The organism is Dolichospermum sp. UHCC 0352 (assembly GCF_009711925.1).
Classification (GTDB): Bacteria; Cyanobacteriota; Cyanobacteriia; order Cyanobacteriales; family Nostocaceae; genus Dolichospermum; species Dolichospermum lemmermannii.
In genome coordinates this window covers 1-16,944 of record NZ_VIKY01000059.1, presented here as the reverse complement: position 1 = coordinate 16,944, position 16,944 = coordinate 1, and the positions used below count along the sequence as shown (strand labels likewise).

Below are 16,944 nucleotides of genomic sequence, written 5' to 3'. Positions count from 1 at the left end.
ATCTTCCAAATGCTTCGCCCCTACTAACAACTGAAAACTGACAACTAACAAAATTATGACTGAATCTGCGGCTGTAAAAACTAATATTAAACCTCCCATTTGGAAGGTATTTGTAGATAATTTGATTCATCTTCCTTGGACTTGGCGGATTACTTTGGGATATCTAACTGTGATGTTATTTATTCCCATTGTGGCCATGTTTCTCAAAGCTGGTACGGTAGCTCCTGCGAAGTTTTGGGAAATTGCCACCAGCGAGTTAGCATTAGCAACTTATAATGTTACCTTTGTTACTTCATTATTTGCAGCTTTGCTGAATGGTGTGTTTGGAACTTTGATTGCTTGGGTATTAGTGCGTTACGATTTTCCTTTGAAACGGATTATTGATGCCACAGTAGATTTACCCTTTGCTTTGCCAACTTCCGTAGCAGGTTTAACACTGGCAACAGTTTACAGTGAGAATGGTTGGTTGGGTTCATTGTTAGCACCAATGGGGATTAAGGTATCTTTTACTCGCTTGGGGGTAGGAGTGGCAATGATATTTATATCGTTACCCTTTATAGTAAGAACTGTGCAACCTGTTCTGCAAGAAATGGAATCGGAAATTGAAGAAGCTGCTTGGAGTTTAGGTGCTTCTGAATGGCAAACTTTTTGGAAAGTGATTTTACCGCCTTTATTTCCGACAATTTTAACTGGTGTAGCTTTGGGTTTTTCCCGCGCAGTTGGGGAGTATGGTTCAACAGTAATTATTTCTTCTAATACACCCTATAAAGATTTGATTGCACCTGTGTTAATTTTCCAGCGGTTGGAACAATATGACTATGCTGGTGCAACTGTAATTGGTGTGGTTTTATTAGGAATTTCTTTGGTAATGTTATTAGCAATTAATTTCTTACAAGCTTGGGCAAGAAGATATGACAATAGATAAAATCAGAAAACCAAAAAAACAGAGTTGGGTACCGGCAGTTTTAATTGGCGTGGCAATTTCCTACCTATTTCTGGTTCAATATATTCCAGCTATTAATGTTTTTTTTGAAGCTTTCAAAAAGGGAACTGGACCATTTTTATCTAACCTGGCAAAACCGGAATTTCTCCACGCAGCTTGGTTAACTTTATTACTAGCTGCGATTTCTATCCCTGTAAATGCAGTATTTGGATTATGCGCGGCTTGGGCGATCGCTCGACATAAATTCCCTGGACGCGCTATAGTTCTCAGTATCATTGATTTGCCCTTTTCCATCTCCCCAGTCGTCGCTGGGCTAATGATAGTCTTATTGTACGGGAGACAGGGCTGGTTTGGTCCTTGGTTACAAGCCCATGATATTAAAATTGTCTTTGCTTTTCCAGGGATGCTTATGGCTACCGCTTTTGTGAGTATGCCTTTTGTGGCCAGAGAAGTAATTCCTGTCTTAGAAGAATTTGGCAAAGATCAGGAAGAAGCTGCCAGAACATTAGGTGCAAACGATTGGCAAACTTTTTGGCGGGTAACTTTACCGAGTATTCGTTGGGGGTTACTCTACGGTTTAATCTTGACAAATGCCAGAGCCATGGGTGAATTTGGTGCAGTTTCTGTGGTATCTGGTAACATTGCCAATACAACCCAGACTTTACCATTATTTGTGGAAGATGCTTACAAACAATATGAAACAGAAGCTGCTTTTTCTGCTGCTGTATTGTTAGCATTTCTGGCAGTTATCACCTTGATTCTGAAGGAAATCATAGAACGAAAAACTGAAATTAAAGAAGTTGAATAATGGGTAATAGGTAATTTCTAGACAACTATTAAATTACATCTTAGAGGTGGTTATGAGTAGTGAAAATACCCTGATAAACAAGCGAATTCGCGTCAGAATTCCCCAAGATCATCATCAAGAACCTGTAATTTCTCGCCTAGTTTCAGAATATGGCTTGACTGTGAATATCAAAGCCGCAATTCTCGGACAGGATGCTGTAGGTGATGGTTGGTTTGATTTAGATTTACAAGGAACAAATGGACAAATTCACAATGGGTTAACCTATTTACAAGAATTGAAATTGCAAGTTTGGGATGAAAATAGCATTAGTGATTGGTGAAAAAATTGTAGCTTAGGTTAAGCAACAGAGCCACAGGAGATGGAGGAGAATTATCGCTCAGTTGTATCAATATCCCCCCTAACTCCCGTTTTTAAGGGGGATTTAGGGGGATATCAAGATTTTGGATACATGACCAAAGACTTTTCAAGCATCCTCTTAGACAAAACAATCTTAGTTATGTCCGCAATTTCTCAGATTCCTCACCTTTTTAAGCAATGGGAGATATCCATCTGTAAAAATAATCATCAATAAACTCCTTTTTTTTCAGACATAAATATCGGAATTATGTCCTAATTCTTAAATCAAACCACTTGATTTTCTCAAATCAATTAGTAAAAATATAAATAAGTCTAACATCTTGTAGGCTCTCTTGGTGACAACTTAACCTTATCCAATGTCCAGAGTCCGCGTTAGCGGACTTTTTTATTTATCTTGATATTCTCTACATTTTTATCTCAGGTTTTAACTTTTCAATTTTTTGAGTAAAGTATAATTCTTGATATTTAAGTTGTTGAGCTATTTCTAATCCTTTCTGAAATGCTGTTAATGCTTGTGTAGATTCTCGGCGTTCTAAATATAAGTCACCAATTTGGTCATAAGCTGACATTAAACCATAAGAATTGTTAGCTAATGTTTGTGTTTCTATGAGAATTTGGCTAGTTTGTAAAGCCGCATCTATCTGTTTTTGTGAACGATAAAAAGTAATTAATTTCTCTAATGCTTCTCCAGCTTTAGCGTATTGTTCTAATTGCCATGCACCAGTATAAGCTGCTTGATAATTATCAAAAGCCTGTTGTTTTAAATTGGGATCTTTTTGAGCTAGAGATTCATAATTTGCAGCTATCGCTAATTTCAAAGCTGGAATTTGACTCAAATTTTGTTCACGAGTATAAACTTGGACTAATTTATTTAATATATCTATTGCTGCTTGTGGTTGTTTTCCTTGGGAATAGATATAAGCTAACTGTTGTAAATATCCTAATTCATTAGTTTTATCACCCTGATTAATTGCTAAATCTAACAGTTTTTGGTAAGTATTAGCAGCTTGGGGATAATCAAACCAACTTAAATGTAATTCTCCAATATTTTTTAAAGTCTCCATTTCTCCAGATGAATCTTGTTGTTGTTTTACTAAGATCAAAATTTGTTCATAAGCCAATATTCCCAATTTAGGAAACCGGATTTTTTGATAAGCTTTCCCCAGGGATTGCCATAATTGTAAATCGGTACTTTTCTGTTTTCCTATCTCGCTTTGAATTACTTGTAATCGCTGACTAATATATCGCACCTGTTCCCGTTCATTTTGATTCCAAGCGATTTCTCCCACTCTTGATAACGCTTCTACCTCAGACAATGTGCCTAAAAAGCGTCTCAATCTTAGTTCACGATTCCAAATCTCAAAGGCTTTCTTTTTATCTTCTCCTTGTAGTGTCACCTGTGCCTCTTGATTTAATCCATCTAAATCCGTCTTTAATTTTTCCAATTCTGTTAATGTTAATTCCCGTTTATCTGGTAAATTTGGCAATATCGGGTCAGTTATAGTTATTTCTAAGGGACTAGGAGGGAACTTATCCAAATCTTCAATTTTTTTTTCTTTGGCTAATGTGTTAGAAATACACAAATGCCAGACAATGATAGTAGTAATGATGAAAATAAACCGCTGTATCATGGTTAATTTACCTTTTTTACATTAATTAAACGCAGCATTGTAGATCAATAGAGGGCATAATTTAGGTTATAAGCAAATATCAAGTTTTACAAGTATTCTGATGCCAAATTTTCGGCTTTTTTCTTTCTTCCTCTTAAATCCTTATTCTTGAATATGAGTAAAATAATTCCCGCCATAAGTGTCAAAAACTTTAGTTTTTACTACAATAAGCAAAAAATTCTGGAAAATCTGTCAATGGATATTCCCCAAAATAAAATTATTGCCATTATGGGACCTAGTGGTTGCGGGAAATCTACTTTTTTGAAGTCTCTCAACCGCATGAGTGACTTAGAGGGAGAAGTCCAAACCCAAGGAAAAATCGAATTTTTTGGGCAAAATATTTATGAACGGCGGATTAATCTCAATCGTCTCCGTCGTCAAATTAGTACAATTTACTCCAAACCCAATCTTTTTCCCATGAGCAGTTATGATAACGTTGCTTACGGTGTAAAATTAATTGGCTGGCGACCAAAATCAGAATTAGATGAAATTGTCGAGTTAGCTCTTAAATCTGCGGATATTTGGGAAGAAGTCAAAAATAAGCTCTATAAACCAGCTTTGGAACTCTCTTGTGGACAACAACAAAGGTTGTGCATTGCTCGCGCTTTAGCCGTTAAACCTCAAGTTATTCTGATGGATGAGCTTTGTTGTGGACTTGATCCCATTACCACCACAAAAATTGAAGAACTAATTGAGTGTTTGCGTTCTGAACTGACAATTATATTTATCTCTCAAAACATCCAGCAAGTCTCTCGTCTCGCAGATTTTACAGCTTTATTTCAATACAATGAAAATCATGTGGGACAATTACGAGAATTTGCATCAACTAAAAAAGTTTTAGCTCAAGCCACAGATTATCGTATCCGCGATTACGCTGGTAGTTATTCCCGATAATTATAGCCTCTTCTCCCTGCCCCCTGTTCCCTACTTTAAAAATGAACGCAACAGGAAAAAACTAGCAATAGATTTAGCATCTACAGGTTCTCCTGTCAAAATGGCTTTTTCCAATTCTTCAGGAGTTAGTAATACTGTTTCTATGTCTTCATCTTCATCTTGTTCTGGTGGTGTTTCCAGCTTTTCTAAATCTCTAGCAATAAAAGCATAGATAATTTCATCGGAATAACCAGGAGCAAGAAAAAATTCTCCTAACTTATCCCACTGACGAGCATGATAACCAGTTTCTTCTTCAATTTCCCGTTTAACTGTTTCTAAAGGATCTTCATTGGGTTCTACAGTTCCCGCTGGAAATTCTAACAGTCTTCCCTGGACTGCAAACCGATATTGACGCACAAGTACAAGCTTACCTTCTGCGGTTATGGGTATAGCCAAAGCACCGCCGGGATGACGAATACATTCCCATTCCCCTTCAGATTTGTTGGGTAAACGCAAACGATTAACTTCAAAGTTAAATTTGCGTCCTTTATAAAATAAGTGTTGCTTCAGCAACTGTGGTAATTCTCTACCTAATGGCATAGTAAAATTCTACCGTCTGTGAATACAGAGAACGTATACGGGGGTTTTTTGTGGTTATCAGTTCTTTTTGGGTGGCAAAAATGGTAATTTTTTCACCCGCTACAATAAATGTACATCATTCGTGTCTATCTCTAGCAGTAAATCTCGAATTACTCTTTGAGATATAGGATCTATCCAATCTGGAGCAATTTCTACTAAAGGAACTAAAACAAAAGCTCGTTCAGTCATGCGGGGATGGGGAATTTGCAGGTTTGGCTGATGTAAAATTAAGTCATCATATAATAACAAATCTAAATCTAGGGTGCGTGGCCCCCAATGCTCCTGACGCTCACGCCCAAACTTTTGTTCAATTGTTAGTAGTTGTTGTAATAAAGTCTGTGGTGACATTTGCACAAGTAAGATCGCGCAACCATTTAAGTAATCAGGCTGAGTTGGTCCTATGGCTTTAGTTCGATACCAACTCGATTTGGCTTCTATAGTTATGCCGGATGTTTGAGCTAAAGCTTCTAAAGCTCCTGCTAAAATGCCTTGGGAATTGCCAATGTTACTACCGAGAGCGATCGCAGTTCTAGCCGCATTGTTTAGCATTCTATCGGACTCCTAGTTAATTGTTGAACTGAAGGGAGCAGGGAGACACAGGGAGGAAAATTCATGATGATTCTGTGATTTTCGGAGTTCTCTTATGCAAAAATTGCATGATTTAATTGTCATAAATGATATTAATATCAATAATATAGCTTTGTAGAAAACATATATTACCACTGAATTAAGTTAATGATTTATGAGGTATTATATGGGTTATTATATTAACGCAGAAATGTTGCGTTCAAACCAAACAGGAGAAACTGCCATTGCCATTAGGTAATCATCAACAAAATGACGAGTCCACAAATGAAAACTTACTACCGAGAATGCAGGTGAAGGCAAAGCAGTTAATCACCCAGATGACAACTCTATCATCGGGAATCTTGGGCAAAATTGCCAGCAGCGATAAACCCTTTTATCGTCGTTTTTGGTTTTGGGCTGGGTTAGGTGTTGGTAGTGGGATCATTGCTTTCCATTACACAATCTTAGAAATAGATAAAAATTTACCAGATCAGTCTGCACTCAGAGCATTGGTACGAGAGCAAACTCTGACAATTAAAGCTGGTGATGGTAGTGTTCTACAACAGCAGGGAGAAGCTACCAGAGAAGTGCTGAAAATAGAGCAAATACCAGATACTTTAAAAAAAGCTTTTATTGCTTCAGAAGACAGAAGATTTAATCAACACAATGGATTTGATCCCCAAGGAATTGCCAGAGCAGTTATCAATAATTTGCGATCGCAAAATATAGGAGAAGGTGGTAGTACCATCACCCAACAAGTAGCGCGAATTCTCTTCCTTAAACCAGAAAAAACCTTTTGGCGTAAACTCAAAGAAGTCCGGTTATCCCAAAAAATAGAGCGACAATTGACTAAAGATCAGATTCTCGAACGTTATTTAAATCTCGTTTATTTAGGCTCTGGAGCTTACGGTGTCGGAGATGCGGCTTGGGTATACTTTAGTAAATCCGTAGATCAACTGACTTTATCAGAAATGGCCACCCTGGCTGGTTTAGCTCCTGCACCTAACGTCTATGGACCCGATAAAAACCCCAAAATAGCTACAGAACGACGAAATTTGGTGTTACAGCGGATGCTAGAAGATGGCATAATTACACCGGAACAAAAACAAGCAGCTATACAAGAAGCATTAACAGTTAACAGCAGTTTACCCAAACGGTTACAAGTTAATTTTCCCTACTTTACTAGCTATGTTCAGAAAGAACTGCCCAAGTACCTGGGCGCTGATGTCTTAGCTAGTGGTGGTTTAGTAGTAGAAACAACCTTAAACCCCATTTCCCAACAAGCAGCAGAAGCCGCAGTTGCTAAAATATTAAAAAATGAAGGTCAGTGGCAAAACTTTAAACAAGCGGCCATGGTTGCCATAGATCCTCGGAGTGGGGAAATTCAGGCCATGGTAGGTGGTAAAGACTTTAGCAAAAACCAGTTTAATCGTGTAACTCAAGCCCAACGACAACCAGGATCTACTTTTAAGGGTTTCGTCTATGCTACAGCGATCGCTACTGGTAAAAGTCCCTACGATAGTTATTTAGATGAACCTTTATCAATAGATGGTTATGAGCCAAAAAATTCCCATAACAAATTCTCTGGTTGGTTAAATATCAGAGACGCTCTCACCAAGTCTATCAATACAATTGCGGTAAAACTCTTAATAGAAATAGGTTTTGAACCCACCATTAAACTTGCCCATGACATGGGCATTAAGTCAGAACTCAAACCTAACTATTCCTTGGCTCTTGGTTCTAATGAAGTCAACTTATTAGAATTAACCAACGCCTATGGTACATTTACCAACCAAGGAAATTATATAGAAGCTCATGGCATTCGGCGCATTCTCAACCGCGAAGGAGATGTCATTTGGTCAGCCAAATATGAATCTAAGCAAGTTTTAGATCCTGATACTAGCGCCATCATGACTTGGATGTTAAGAAATGTTGTCACCGATGGCACTGGTGCTGCGGCTCAATTAGATGATAGACAAGTTGCCGGCAAAACAGGCACTACCGATGAATCCCGTGATTTATGGTTTATTGGTTATATTCCTCAGTTAGTGGCTGGGGTGTGGTTAGGGAATGATGATAACACCCCTACCTATGGTAATAGTGGTAGTGCAGCTTATGCTTGGCATGAATTTATGGAAAAAGCCGTAGAGGGAATGCCGGTAGAAAAATTTCCACCCCGACCTAATTTAGAAAATCGCAAAGGTACTATCAAAGCCCAACCTCTCAAACCGAAAAAAATTCTCCATAAATCGGTTGATGATTATGATCAAAAATCAGATGAGGACAATACCGACAATTCTGATTCATCAACCAGACGCAGACGCAGAAGAACCAATAATCAGTCGGAAGATTCGGCAAATTCATCAGAACGTAGACCAAGACGGAAACGACGCTATAGTCAACAAAATAATGATCCACTGGCTTCCTCTAGCAGAAGACGAAGCAATCGCAGGGAAGAATCTAATAGCGACTCTACTCCTAAATCATCTCGTTCACGACGCAGGAGCAGCAAAGAATCAGGTCAGGTAAAGTCATCTTCCCCTGTAGAGAATAATTCTCAAGGATCTTCATCATCACAACCTTCCTGGAGGGAAAGACTCAAGCCCAATTCTTCACCGTAAAGATTTTTCCTAGGGTAGATGTAGGGGATTCGCTGAGTTTATACTTTATGAAGAACTGTAACCTACATTAGCCGAATATAATCATGAGTTATTTATTGCTCCAAGTCCCAGTGCTAGACACTGGAAATCACTTTCCCTTAGCGTTTACTTTGGTGTATGTGGTGGGTTTTATCGCTGCTGTCACCATCGGTTCAATTGCTTGGTACAACTCCAAACGTCCCCCCGGTTGGGAAAATAAAGATCGTCCCAACATTATCCCCAAGGTTGAAAAAGAGTAGGTAATAGGCAATAGGCAATAGGCAAGAAATATTCTCCCCTGCCTCCTGCCTCCCTAATTCTGTAGGTCAACCCAAAAACGGTAAAGCGTTTGAATTTGTTTGAGCAGTGTAGTGTAGGCTACTGGATTAGTTGCACTAGACTTGCTCAACTCTTCCAATTGGGAGAGGAGTACATTGAGGGTGGGGAATTACGCAAAACTGTTAAATCTTACAATCAGTATTGGTATTCACTCGAAATCCTGAGTTTTTCTTAAGCGCACCATGAAAAAACCATCCATATCCTGTTGATGAGGCCAGACTTTTAACCAACCAGGAGCAGTATCATTAAATAAATCAAAAGAGTGAGGTTCAATTTGCCAATGGGGATTTGCGGCTAAAAACTCCGTAATTACCTGTTCATTCTCCGCTGGATGCAGCGTACAAGTTGCGTAAACTAAAACACCACCAGCCTTGACAAAACCTGCATTATGTGATAGGAGTTCTTTTTGGAGTTGGGAAAGTTTTTGCACAGAATCTGGTGTTTGTCGCCAACGCGCATCAGCGTGACGGTGCATAGTCCCCAAACCGGAGCAAGGAGCATCAACTAATACACGGTCAGCAGAATCGTAGAATTGCGGTAAGTTGCGACTATCTCCTGCACAAATTTCGATAGATTGTAAATTTAGACGGTGGGCATTTTCTTTTAATTTGCGTAACCGGGAAGCAGTTTGATCACAAGCCCAAATTTTGCCTTTATCTCCCATTAATTCGGCAATATGGGTAGTTTTTCCCCCTGGTGCCGCACAAACATCAATCACTACATTCCCCGGCAGAGGGTCAAGCAAATGACCAACTAATTGAGCGCTACTATCTTGGACAGTCCACCAACCTTCATTAAAACCAGGTAGATTTTGAATTGCCCCGTTATGACCAATTAATCGTAAAGCTTGGGGTAAATGGGGAATGGGTTTGACTAAAACACCAGCAGATTCAAAAGCTGATTGTACCTCTTCTAAAGAACTGCGAAGAATATTTACCCGTAAATCAATTGTCGGGGTTTGATTCATCCAATTAGCGAGTTTTTCTGTTTCTTCAAAACCCAATTCTTTTAACCAAACTTCAATAATCCAATTAGGGAAACTGTGGAAAATACCTAATCTTTCGACCGGATTTTCCGGTAAATTTAGCGGTTCTGAAGATTTTTCTGCAAGTCGGAGATATTGACGTAATAAACCATTGACAAAACCAGTTAAACCAGGAAAACCATTTTCCTTTGCTAATTCAACAGTAGTATTTACAGCCGCAGAAGCGGGAATTCTTTCTTGATAACGCAGTTGGTAAAAACCCAAATGTAAAATGGTGCGGAGGTCTTTTGGCTGTTGCTGAATTTTCTTAGTAGCAAGTTGCTCAATGATAGCATCAAGGGTGCGTTGTCTTCTCACACTCCCATAAACTAATTCTGTCATTAACCGCCGATTATTGTCGGGTAACTTAAACTTTTGTAGCACTCTATCTAAAGCAACATCAGCATAAGCTCCTTTATGAACTTCTTTGAGAGCAATAAAAGCCACTTGACGGGGATTGGTCATGAAATTAACTTAAATTAAGTAAGTTGCAGGTTAGCTAAAAGGTTACAGGAATACAAGATATTTTTATCACAATTACCAAACAAGATTGGAAGTATAAAAACGATAGTAAAACTTTATATGGAAATTGGTTGTAAGTTGAAGAAAATATACCCAGATAGAGATAGTTTAGCACTTTCTTTAACATACCTCTAATGTCTGATGTTGGATTGAGTGACAGCAAAATCATTTTGATTTTGGTCATATTGCTTACAGATAAAAAATAGTAATCATCTAAAATCATTGAGTTCACTATTAATCAAAAAATTAGAATATTTGATCACCAAATATTAATTACATATTTAATTTATCGAATCTTTATTATTCCTAGATATCATTCCCTACTGTTTTCTCTATTATTTAATGGAAAGTCTTATAGATGTTTTAGTTTTATGCTCAGAATTACTTCATGGAATCTTCATCTTTTTTGACTGTAAATGACCAAGGAATTGCCCTCGCTGAAGTAGTTAAATATCTACAAATATCGGGTAAACTGGGGAATTTTATTGGTGATGTCTTGCGTCAGCACGTAATTGTACAAGAAATTAATACCAGAACAGATATCGAAATTAGTTCGGCATTAATTGAACAGACAATTATTGATTTTCGCTTAAAAAATCAACTAACTGATCCACAAAAATTTCAAGAATGGCTAATAAGTAATAGTACAGATTATACAACTTTTCATACATCTATTACCTTTAGCTTTCAATTAGAGAAACTCAAAGCATTAGTCACAGAATCAAAATTACCAGAATACTTTATTGAAAGGAAGATTTACTTAGATAGAGTCATCCTTTCACGGATTCTAGTTGATAGTCGGGAATTAGCCGAAGAACTACAAACTCAAATTGAAGAAGGAAGTAGTTTTGAACAACTAGCAAAAGAGTATTCATTAGCAGATGAACGAGTATTCAATGGCATGATGGGACCAATTAGTCGGGGAACTATCCCAGATGTATTACGTGCGGCTGTAGACGCAACCACCCCAGGAAAATTGATCAATCCCATAGACATAGAAGGACGTTTTGCCTTATTTAGATTAGAACAAATTCTCCCAGCATCTTTAGAAGATCCTCAATTACAACAATCACTAAAAAATGAGCTATTTGAGAAATGGCTAGGGGATAAAATTCAGGATCTTACAGTCAGAATTCAAGTAGATTAAAACATTTCAATAATCAATTTTAACTAATAAATGTGTTAAACAATTTACCCTGGAATGAACCGCCGCTATCCTGGCTAAATGCTGAAGAAAAAAGCGAATTAAAACAGCAAGCGGAAATTCGTAATTACAAACTTGGCGAAAAAATTTGGTCACAAAAATTAGGTGGTGATGCCTTTGACGAGGGAAGTTATCAGTTCTTCATTGTCACTGGTAAAGTCCGGTTACGAGAAGAAGAAGAAAATAAAACTGTAGCTACTTTACAAACAGGAGATTGGTTTGGTAACTGTCAACAAATATTTGCTGATTGTAAAGCTATCGCTACCAGCAAGGAAGTAGTAGTAGTGTGTTGGAATTCGGCTGTATGGAAAAAGTTTGTCAATTCTCAAATTGATGAATTTTGGACAAATTCACTAGAGGTAGAGGAAACAGAAGCCATTTTACCAGTTGCTAATTCTCCCATTTCTCTACCTCCTTCCCCACCTTCTCCACCGATAATTTCCAATTATCCCTTTGTGGGAAGTGGGAATACAGGTGCAGCTTGTTTAACAATGGTGGCACAACATTTACAAAATCCTGTGCAATTGGAATGGGTACAACGCCAACTGCGGGGACAAAAACCCAAAAATCTGGTAGAAGCTGCGGAAAAAGTAGGGTTAGTGTTGCGGAAATTGCAGGTTAGTTGGAGTGATTTACGCCAATTAACTTTTCCCGCTTTGTTGTTGTGGAATCAAAGTAATCAGGAAGGTAAAAATAACCAATTAAATTGGGTAGTAGCATATCAAATGAAAGGCAATTATTTAATTATTGCTAATCCCCAAAATCCTGATTATAGTTGTGAACAATTACCGCAATCTGTAGTAGAAAATTGTTGGAATGGGACATTATGGCAAGCTGAATTAATTTCCCAACAAGAGAAATTTAATTTAGCTTGGTTTACTCCCGCAGTTTGGAAATATCGGGGTTTGTTAGGTGAGGTTTTAATAGCTTCATTTACCTTGCAATTATTGGGATTAGCGTCACCATTAATTACTCAAGTCATCATTGATAAAGTGATGGTACAGGAGAGTTTAGCCACCTTAGATGTGATGGCGATCGCTCTCTTGCTAGTGGCGACATTTGAATCTATTCTGGGTATGCTGCGGCTATTCATATTTACCCACACAGCCCGGCGTTTAGATTTGAGTTTATCCGCCCAACTTTTTCGCCATTTAATGCGTTTACCTTTAGCTTATTTTGAGTCGCGGAGAGTGGGCGATACAGTCGCTAGAGTCCAGGAATTAGAACAAATTCGCCAATTTCTCACAGGTACAGCCTTAACCGTCATTCTTGACAGTATCTTTGCTGTAGTTTACCTGGGATTGATGTTTTATTACAACATTCCCCTGACATTTGTAGCCTTAGCCGTATTACCATTATTTGCGACTTTAACCATCGTCACGACACCAATTTTGCGAAATTGGCTAAATGAAACCTTTAACCGCAGTGCGGACAGTCAATCATTTTTAGTCGAGACAATCACCGGCATTCATTCAGTTAAAGCCCATGCAGCCGAACCAATAGCAAGAGAACGCTGGGAAGGTTTATTTGCCCGGTTTATTCGTACCAGTTTTAAAGCCTCAACTACATCCAATATTAGTAGTAATATTGGTGACTTTCTGACTAACTTTTCCACCTTAATCATCCTGTGGGTTGGGGCAAAATTAGTAATTGATCATCAACTAACAATTGGTCAATTAATCGCCTTCCAAATGTTATCAGGAAGAGTGACCAGCCCACTATTACGGCTAGTGCAGTTATGGCAAAATCTCCAACAAGTTCTATTATCAGTAGATAGAATTGGTGATATTCTCAACGCTGCCCCAGAAACAGAAGCAGGAACAGGATTAGTATTACCACCCCTCAAAGGTGAAGTCAACTTTGATCAAGTTTTCTTTCGCTATAATGCCAACACCGAACCAGTATTAAAAGGAATTTCTTTTAATGTTGAACCCGGACAATTTGTAGGCATTGTTGGCAGAAGTGGTTCAGGAAAAAGTACCCTTTCCAAAATTATTCAACGACTTTATCAAATTGAATCAGGACGGATTCTAATTGATGGATTTGATATCAAAAGTGCTGACTTAGCATCCTTACGACAACAAATAGGTGTAGTTCTCCAAGAAGACTTTTTATTTAATGGTTCAATCTTAGAAAACATCACATTAGGAAATCCAGATATTACCTCCGAACAAGTTGTCGAAGCAGCCAGATTAGCAGTAGCCCATGACTTCATTAGTCAACTACCTTACGGTTATGAAAACAACGTAGGAGAAAGAGGAACAGCATTATCTGGAGGACAAAGACAACGCATAGCATTAGCCAGATTATTTCTAACGTCTGCACCAATTCTCATATTAGATGAAGCCACCAGCGCCTTAGATAGTGAAACCGAACAACAAGTATTACAAAACCTCAAAAATGTTTCCTCTAACCGCACAGTATTCTTAATTGCCCACCGTTTTGCCCCCCTCAAACGAGCCGATTTAATATTAGTCATGGAAAAAGGAGTAATAGCCGAACGAGGAACACATTTAGAACTCTTAAAACAAAAAGGTTTGTACTGGTCACTTTATCAAAGACAACAAGCGAATATTTAAAGGAAACTCTTGATTATTCTTTGCGTCTTTGCGCCTTTGCGTGAGAAAAAGAATTTAATCTAACACATTCAAACCCAAAGCCACAGCCCCCCACAAAGGTGCATCATCACCCAACAATGCCCGCACAATCTCAAAATTCACCTCTGGGAGTGCGGTTTCCCTAGCTACTTTCCGCACCACAGTCCAGAAATTATCCCCAGCTTTGGTGACACCACCACCCAAAACAAACCGTTGGGGATTCATCAAATTGGCTACATTACCAATACCGACTCCCAACGCCCAAGCACCCCGATATAATACCTCTTGTGCTATTTCATCTCCGTTGGCTGCGGCGGTACTAATGACTTTGCCTGTAAGTAAGTTGAGATCATTACCTGTCAAATACCTAAGTACGTCTCCCCTGACTTTGCCGTTAGCACTGGGTGGTTCTTTCTCCAGCATTTCCCGGGCATTTTGCGCCATGTAGGGACCCGAAGCTAAACGTTCTACACATCCCCGTTTTCCACATAAGCATAAGGGACCTCTAGGATCTACTACCATGTGTCCAATTTCTCCCGCCATGCCTAATGCACCCCGCCAAAGCTTGCCGTCAAGTATCCACCCTCCACCGACACCAGTGCTAATTGTAATATAAAATAGGCTATCATATCCTTGTCCAGCCCCAAAGCGATGTTCACCAACAGCAGCAACGTTAGCATCATTATCTATACTGACAGGTGTATAATAATCTTCTTCGAGTATTTGTTTGAGGGGAACATTTTCCCAGCCAGGAACGTGATGAGATAAGCGGACTAAGCCTGTGGTTGCATCTACTGGACCACCGAAGCTGACACCAATGGCATCCGGTTTCCTTCCTTTTAGCACGGAATCAATGAGCGATCGCATAATTTCTAAATCAGTCAAAGCATCACCATTTGCGGGTGAAAACCGTGATTCATGGTACAACCACTCCTTCGCACCACCCTTTACTGTTGCTGCTGCCAATTTTGTGCCACCAAAATCCAGAGCTAAAATTAATGTCATATAATTAAAAATAGGGAATTGACAAAACAACCATTCACCATTATTACTTAATCACAATTTTGTTGTAGTTCACGATGAAACCATCTTTACTGTCTGCATAAAAATATTTCTGTATTAATTATTCTTGTAACTTATGTATAATCTTATTTATTACATTTGTAAATCCAATGATACTTATGATCGGTTTTTGTTAGATTATGAATATTATTAATTTTTATGAAGGATAAATTAATGTAAAGATATATTTTTGTAGAATTTATTTAAGAAAATAGTTGCTTTAGCAATTGAGTTGGGTTAGAGTCAAAATACGTGATTAGATCAAAAGAAAGTTTGTAGCCTTTATATTTTTTTCACAATCAATTGAGAATATTTCGCAATATGGATAAATTTAGCTATAATTTAAAAGCTAGTGAATGTATGTCATTAAGTATACAGACAAAGGATCGGATTTTCTATTTAGATCATTTAGGGAAAAGTTTAAATCTCAGAATTCAGCGATTAAGACTAAGGATGAAGAATACTAATCGAAAAAGCGATAAATTAGCTCCAGATATTCTCGAAAATCTCCCTGTTAAATGTAAAAAAAATGATATTTTGAATTCTTAACATTTTGGGAAAGAGCATTTATTTAACCGGAAAGACTGGGAAAAATCAGAATTTGATAAAGTGTCTACCTAGATTTTTGTTAACAATTGTTCATAAAATATATATTTGAGTAAGTGTCAATGAATAATTTTTTTTGTGCTGATCATTCACGAGAAATACAAGAAGATGTTATTGGTAGTGCTACCAACCACCAAACCTATATATTAGTAGAATGTCCTACCCCTTGGGTTTCTGAAGCCTTTAATTCTAAATGGGTTCCAGATAATTTACGGATTTTGGTTGCAGATGTCAAACGTGCTAAATTATCAATTCATTTTCTATTAATTGCTAATGATGAAACACACAGGGAAGAACAAACAACTTTATTAATTTATCAGCAAGAAAAGGGATCAAGTAACGGATACCGAAAACAAGAATTTAAATTACCAAATATTGAACAAGTAGCAGGAGTAGTCAGGAAATGGTTAACTGGAGTCAGTGTTGATGATGAAATAGCATCCAATACCACAAGAGATATATTAGTTTGTACCCATGGTAGCCATGATCAATGTTGTGCAAAATATGGCAATCCTTTTTACTTTCATGCTCAAAATACCATCTTTGATTTACAGTTAAATCATCTCAGAATTTGGAGATCAAGTCACTTTGGTGGACATAGATTTGCACCCACAGCCATAGATTTTCCCCAAGGCAGATATTACGGAGTTCTGGATCAAGATACCTTTAAATCAATTCTTACCCAAACTGGAAATATAGAATGTTTAAATAAAGTTTATCGCGGTTGGGGAATTTTACCAAATCCCTTGCAAATTTTGGAAAGAGAACTCATGCTGCGTTTAGGTTGGGATTGGTTTAACTATAAAGTCACAGGGAAAATTCTGGAGAAAAGCCTAGATAATCAGACAATTTTAGGTGAGTTAAGTTTTGAACAACCTTCTGGAACTCTCTATACTTACCAGGCCAAACTTGTAAAAGATGATATAAAAACACAAACCCTCAAAGGTTCTTGTGATGCTTCAAGAGAGGTAGTATATGTGAAATATGCTGTATCTAATCTTTGGCTTGTAGCTAAAAAAGTAGCAACTTATAGCTAATATATATTAAGAGTCAGTCGTCAGTGGTCAGTAGGGGCGAAGCATTTGGAAGATAAA

14 protein-coding genes are annotated in these 16,944 nt (G+C 37.9%); 9 read left to right on the top strand and 5 right to left on the bottom strand.

Annotated elements, in window-relative coordinates; all coding sequences use genetic code 11:
* The first annotated feature begins 55 nt into the window (after nt 1-55).
* The 3 genes from cysT to FJR06_RS04260 are packed head-to-tail and all read left to right on the top strand — an operon-like array spanning nt 56 to nt 2,070.
* A complete protein-coding gene (gene cysT, locus FJR06_RS04270; RefSeq protein ID WP_015079030.1) occupies nt 56-925 on the top strand; it encodes a sulfate ABC transporter permease subunit CysT in 870 nt (289 codons plus the stop codon).
* On the top strand, nt 912-1,751 hold the full coding sequence (gene cysW, locus FJR06_RS04265; RefSeq protein WP_168650888.1) for a sulfate ABC transporter permease subunit CysW: 840 nt from the start codon (nt 912-914) through the stop codon (nt 1,749-1,751). Before cysT ends, cysW begins: the two co-directional genes overlap by 14 nt.
* Before the next feature lie 52 nt (nt 1,752-1,803).
* Nucleotides 1,804-2,070, top strand: coding sequence for an NIL domain-containing protein (locus FJR06_RS04260; RefSeq protein WP_148760713.1), 267 nt, complete (start codon nt 1,804-1,806; stop codon nt 2,068-2,070).
* Nucleotides 2,071-2,512: 442 nt separating this feature from the next.
* On the opposite strand, the gene FJR06_RS04255 is transcribed toward FJR06_RS04260, so the two are convergent.
* Nucleotides 2,513-3,739 (bottom strand): lipopolysaccharide assembly protein LapB, encoded by a 1,227-nt coding sequence (locus FJR06_RS04255; RefSeq protein WP_015079034.1) that lies wholly within the window; start codon nt 3,737-3,739, stop codon nt 2,513-2,515.
* A 153-nt stretch (nt 3,740-3,892) separates the two neighbouring features.
* On the opposite strand from FJR06_RS04255, the gene FJR06_RS04250 reads away from it, so the two are divergent.
* Nucleotides 3,893-4,672, top strand: a complete 780-nt coding sequence (locus tag FJR06_RS04250; protein ID WP_041457730.1) for a phosphate ABC transporter ATP-binding protein — start codon at nt 3,893-3,895, stop codon at nt 4,670-4,672.
* 30 nt (nt 4,673-4,702) lie between these two features.
* On the opposite strand, the gene FJR06_RS04245 is transcribed toward FJR06_RS04250, so the two are convergent.
* A complete protein-coding gene (locus FJR06_RS04245; RefSeq protein WP_015079036.1) occupies nt 4,703-5,251 on the bottom strand; it encodes an NUDIX hydrolase in 549 nt (182 codons plus the stop codon).
* 99 nt (nt 5,252-5,350) lie between these two features.
* Nucleotides 5,351-5,839 carry a 2-amino-4-hydroxy-6-hydroxymethyldihydropteridine diphosphokinase gene (folK, locus tag FJR06_RS04240; protein WP_015079037.1) on the bottom strand — a complete coding sequence of 163 codons (489 nt, stop codon included), beginning with the start codon at nt 5,837-5,839 and terminating at the stop codon, nt 5,351-5,353.
* Nucleotides 5,840-6,102: 263 nt separating this feature from the next.
* Between folK and FJR06_RS04235 the strand changes: the two genes are divergently transcribed.
* Entirely contained in the window at nt 6,103-8,478 is a 2,376-nt protein-coding gene (locus tag FJR06_RS04235; RefSeq protein ID WP_371723385.1) for a transglycosylase domain-containing protein, read from the top strand.
* Between the two features lie 83 nt (nt 8,479-8,561).
* The gene (gene psb35, locus FJR06_RS04230) at nt 8,562-8,756 is read left to right on the top strand and encodes a photosystem II assembly protein Psb35 (RefSeq protein ID WP_015079039.1); all 195 of its coding nucleotides are present in this window, start codon (nt 8,562-8,564) and stop codon (nt 8,754-8,756) included.
* 227 nt (nt 8,757-8,983) lie between these two features.
* Here psb35 and FJR06_RS04220 read toward each other — a convergent pair whose 3' ends face one another.
* Nucleotides 8,984-10,324, bottom strand: coding sequence for a 16S rRNA (cytosine(967)-C(5))-methyltransferase (locus FJR06_RS04220; protein WP_015079040.1), 1,341 nt, complete (start codon nt 10,322-10,324; stop codon nt 8,984-8,986).
* A gap of 445 nt (nt 10,325-10,769) precedes the next feature.
* Here FJR06_RS04220 and FJR06_RS04215 point away from each other — a divergent pair, with 445 nt between their 5' ends.
* Together FJR06_RS04215 and FJR06_RS04210 are read left to right on the top strand one after the other, a co-directional pair.
* Nucleotides 10,770-11,528 (top strand): peptidylprolyl isomerase, encoded by a 759-nt coding sequence (locus tag FJR06_RS04215; RefSeq protein WP_015079041.1) that lies wholly within the window; start codon nt 10,770-10,772, stop codon nt 11,526-11,528.
* 32 nt (nt 11,529-11,560) lie between these two features.
* Entirely contained in the window at nt 11,561-14,164 is a 2,604-nt protein-coding gene (locus FJR06_RS04210) for a type I secretion system permease/ATPase (RefSeq protein WP_015079042.1), read from the top strand.
* A 54-nt stretch (nt 14,165-14,218) separates the two neighbouring features.
* Here the strand turns inward: FJR06_RS04210 and FJR06_RS04205 are convergent, their stop codons facing one another.
* Nucleotides 14,219-15,187 (bottom strand): ROK family protein, encoded by a 969-nt coding sequence (locus FJR06_RS04205; RefSeq protein WP_041457733.1) that lies wholly within the window; start codon nt 15,185-15,187, stop codon nt 14,219-14,221.
* A 725-nt stretch (nt 15,188-15,912) separates the two neighbouring features.
* On the opposite strand from FJR06_RS04205, the gene FJR06_RS04200 reads away from it, so the two are divergent.
* On the top strand, nt 15,913-16,887 hold the full coding sequence (locus tag FJR06_RS04200) for a sucrase ferredoxin (protein ID WP_015079044.1): 975 nt from the start codon (nt 15,913-15,915) through the stop codon (nt 16,885-16,887).
* Nucleotides 16,888-16,944 lie beyond the last annotated feature (57 nt).

What these genes read in the sequence shown, in the direction of transcription:
- folK (WP_015079037.1), bottom strand. Translation starts at nt 5,839, where the DNA reads ATGCTAAACAATGCGGCTAGAACTGCGATCGCTCTCGGTAGTAACATT.
- FJR06_RS04205 (WP_041457733.1), bottom strand. Translation starts at nt 15,187, where the DNA reads ATGACATTAATTTTAGCTCTGGATTTTGGTGGCACAAAATTGGCAGCA.
- psb35 (WP_015079039.1), top strand. Translation starts at nt 8,562, where the DNA reads ATGAGTTATTTATTGCTCCAAGTCCCAGTGCTAGACACTGGAAATCAC.
- FJR06_RS04245 (WP_015079036.1), bottom strand. Translation starts at nt 5,251, where the DNA reads ATGCCATTAGGTAGAGAATTACCACAGTTGCTGAAGCAACACTTATTT.
- FJR06_RS04260 (WP_148760713.1), top strand. Translation starts at nt 1,804, where the DNA reads ATGAGTAGTGAAAATACCCTGATAAACAAGCGAATTCGCGTCAGAATT.
- cysT (WP_015079030.1), top strand. Translation starts at nt 56, where the DNA reads ATGACTGAATCTGCGGCTGTAAAAACTAATATTAAACCTCCCATTTGG.
- FJR06_RS04220 (WP_015079040.1), bottom strand. Translation starts at nt 10,324, where the DNA reads ATGACCAATCCCCGTCAAGTGGCTTTTATTGCTCTCAAAGAAGTTCAT.
- FJR06_RS04255 (WP_015079034.1), bottom strand. Translation starts at nt 3,739, where the DNA reads ATGATACAGCGGTTTATTTTCATCATTACTACTATCATTGTCTGGCAT.
- FJR06_RS04250 (WP_041457730.1), top strand. Translation starts at nt 3,893, where the DNA reads ATGAGTAAAATAATTCCCGCCATAAGTGTCAAAAACTTTAGTTTTTAC.
- FJR06_RS04200 (WP_015079044.1), top strand. Translation starts at nt 15,913, where the DNA reads ATGAATAATTTTTTTTGTGCTGATCATTCACGAGAAATACAAGAAGAT.
- FJR06_RS04215 (WP_015079041.1), top strand. Translation starts at nt 10,770, where the DNA reads ATGGAATCTTCATCTTTTTTGACTGTAAATGACCAAGGAATTGCCCTC.
- cysW (WP_168650888.1), top strand. Translation starts at nt 912, where the DNA reads ATGACAATAGATAAAATCAGAAAACCAAAAAAACAGAGTTGGGTACCG.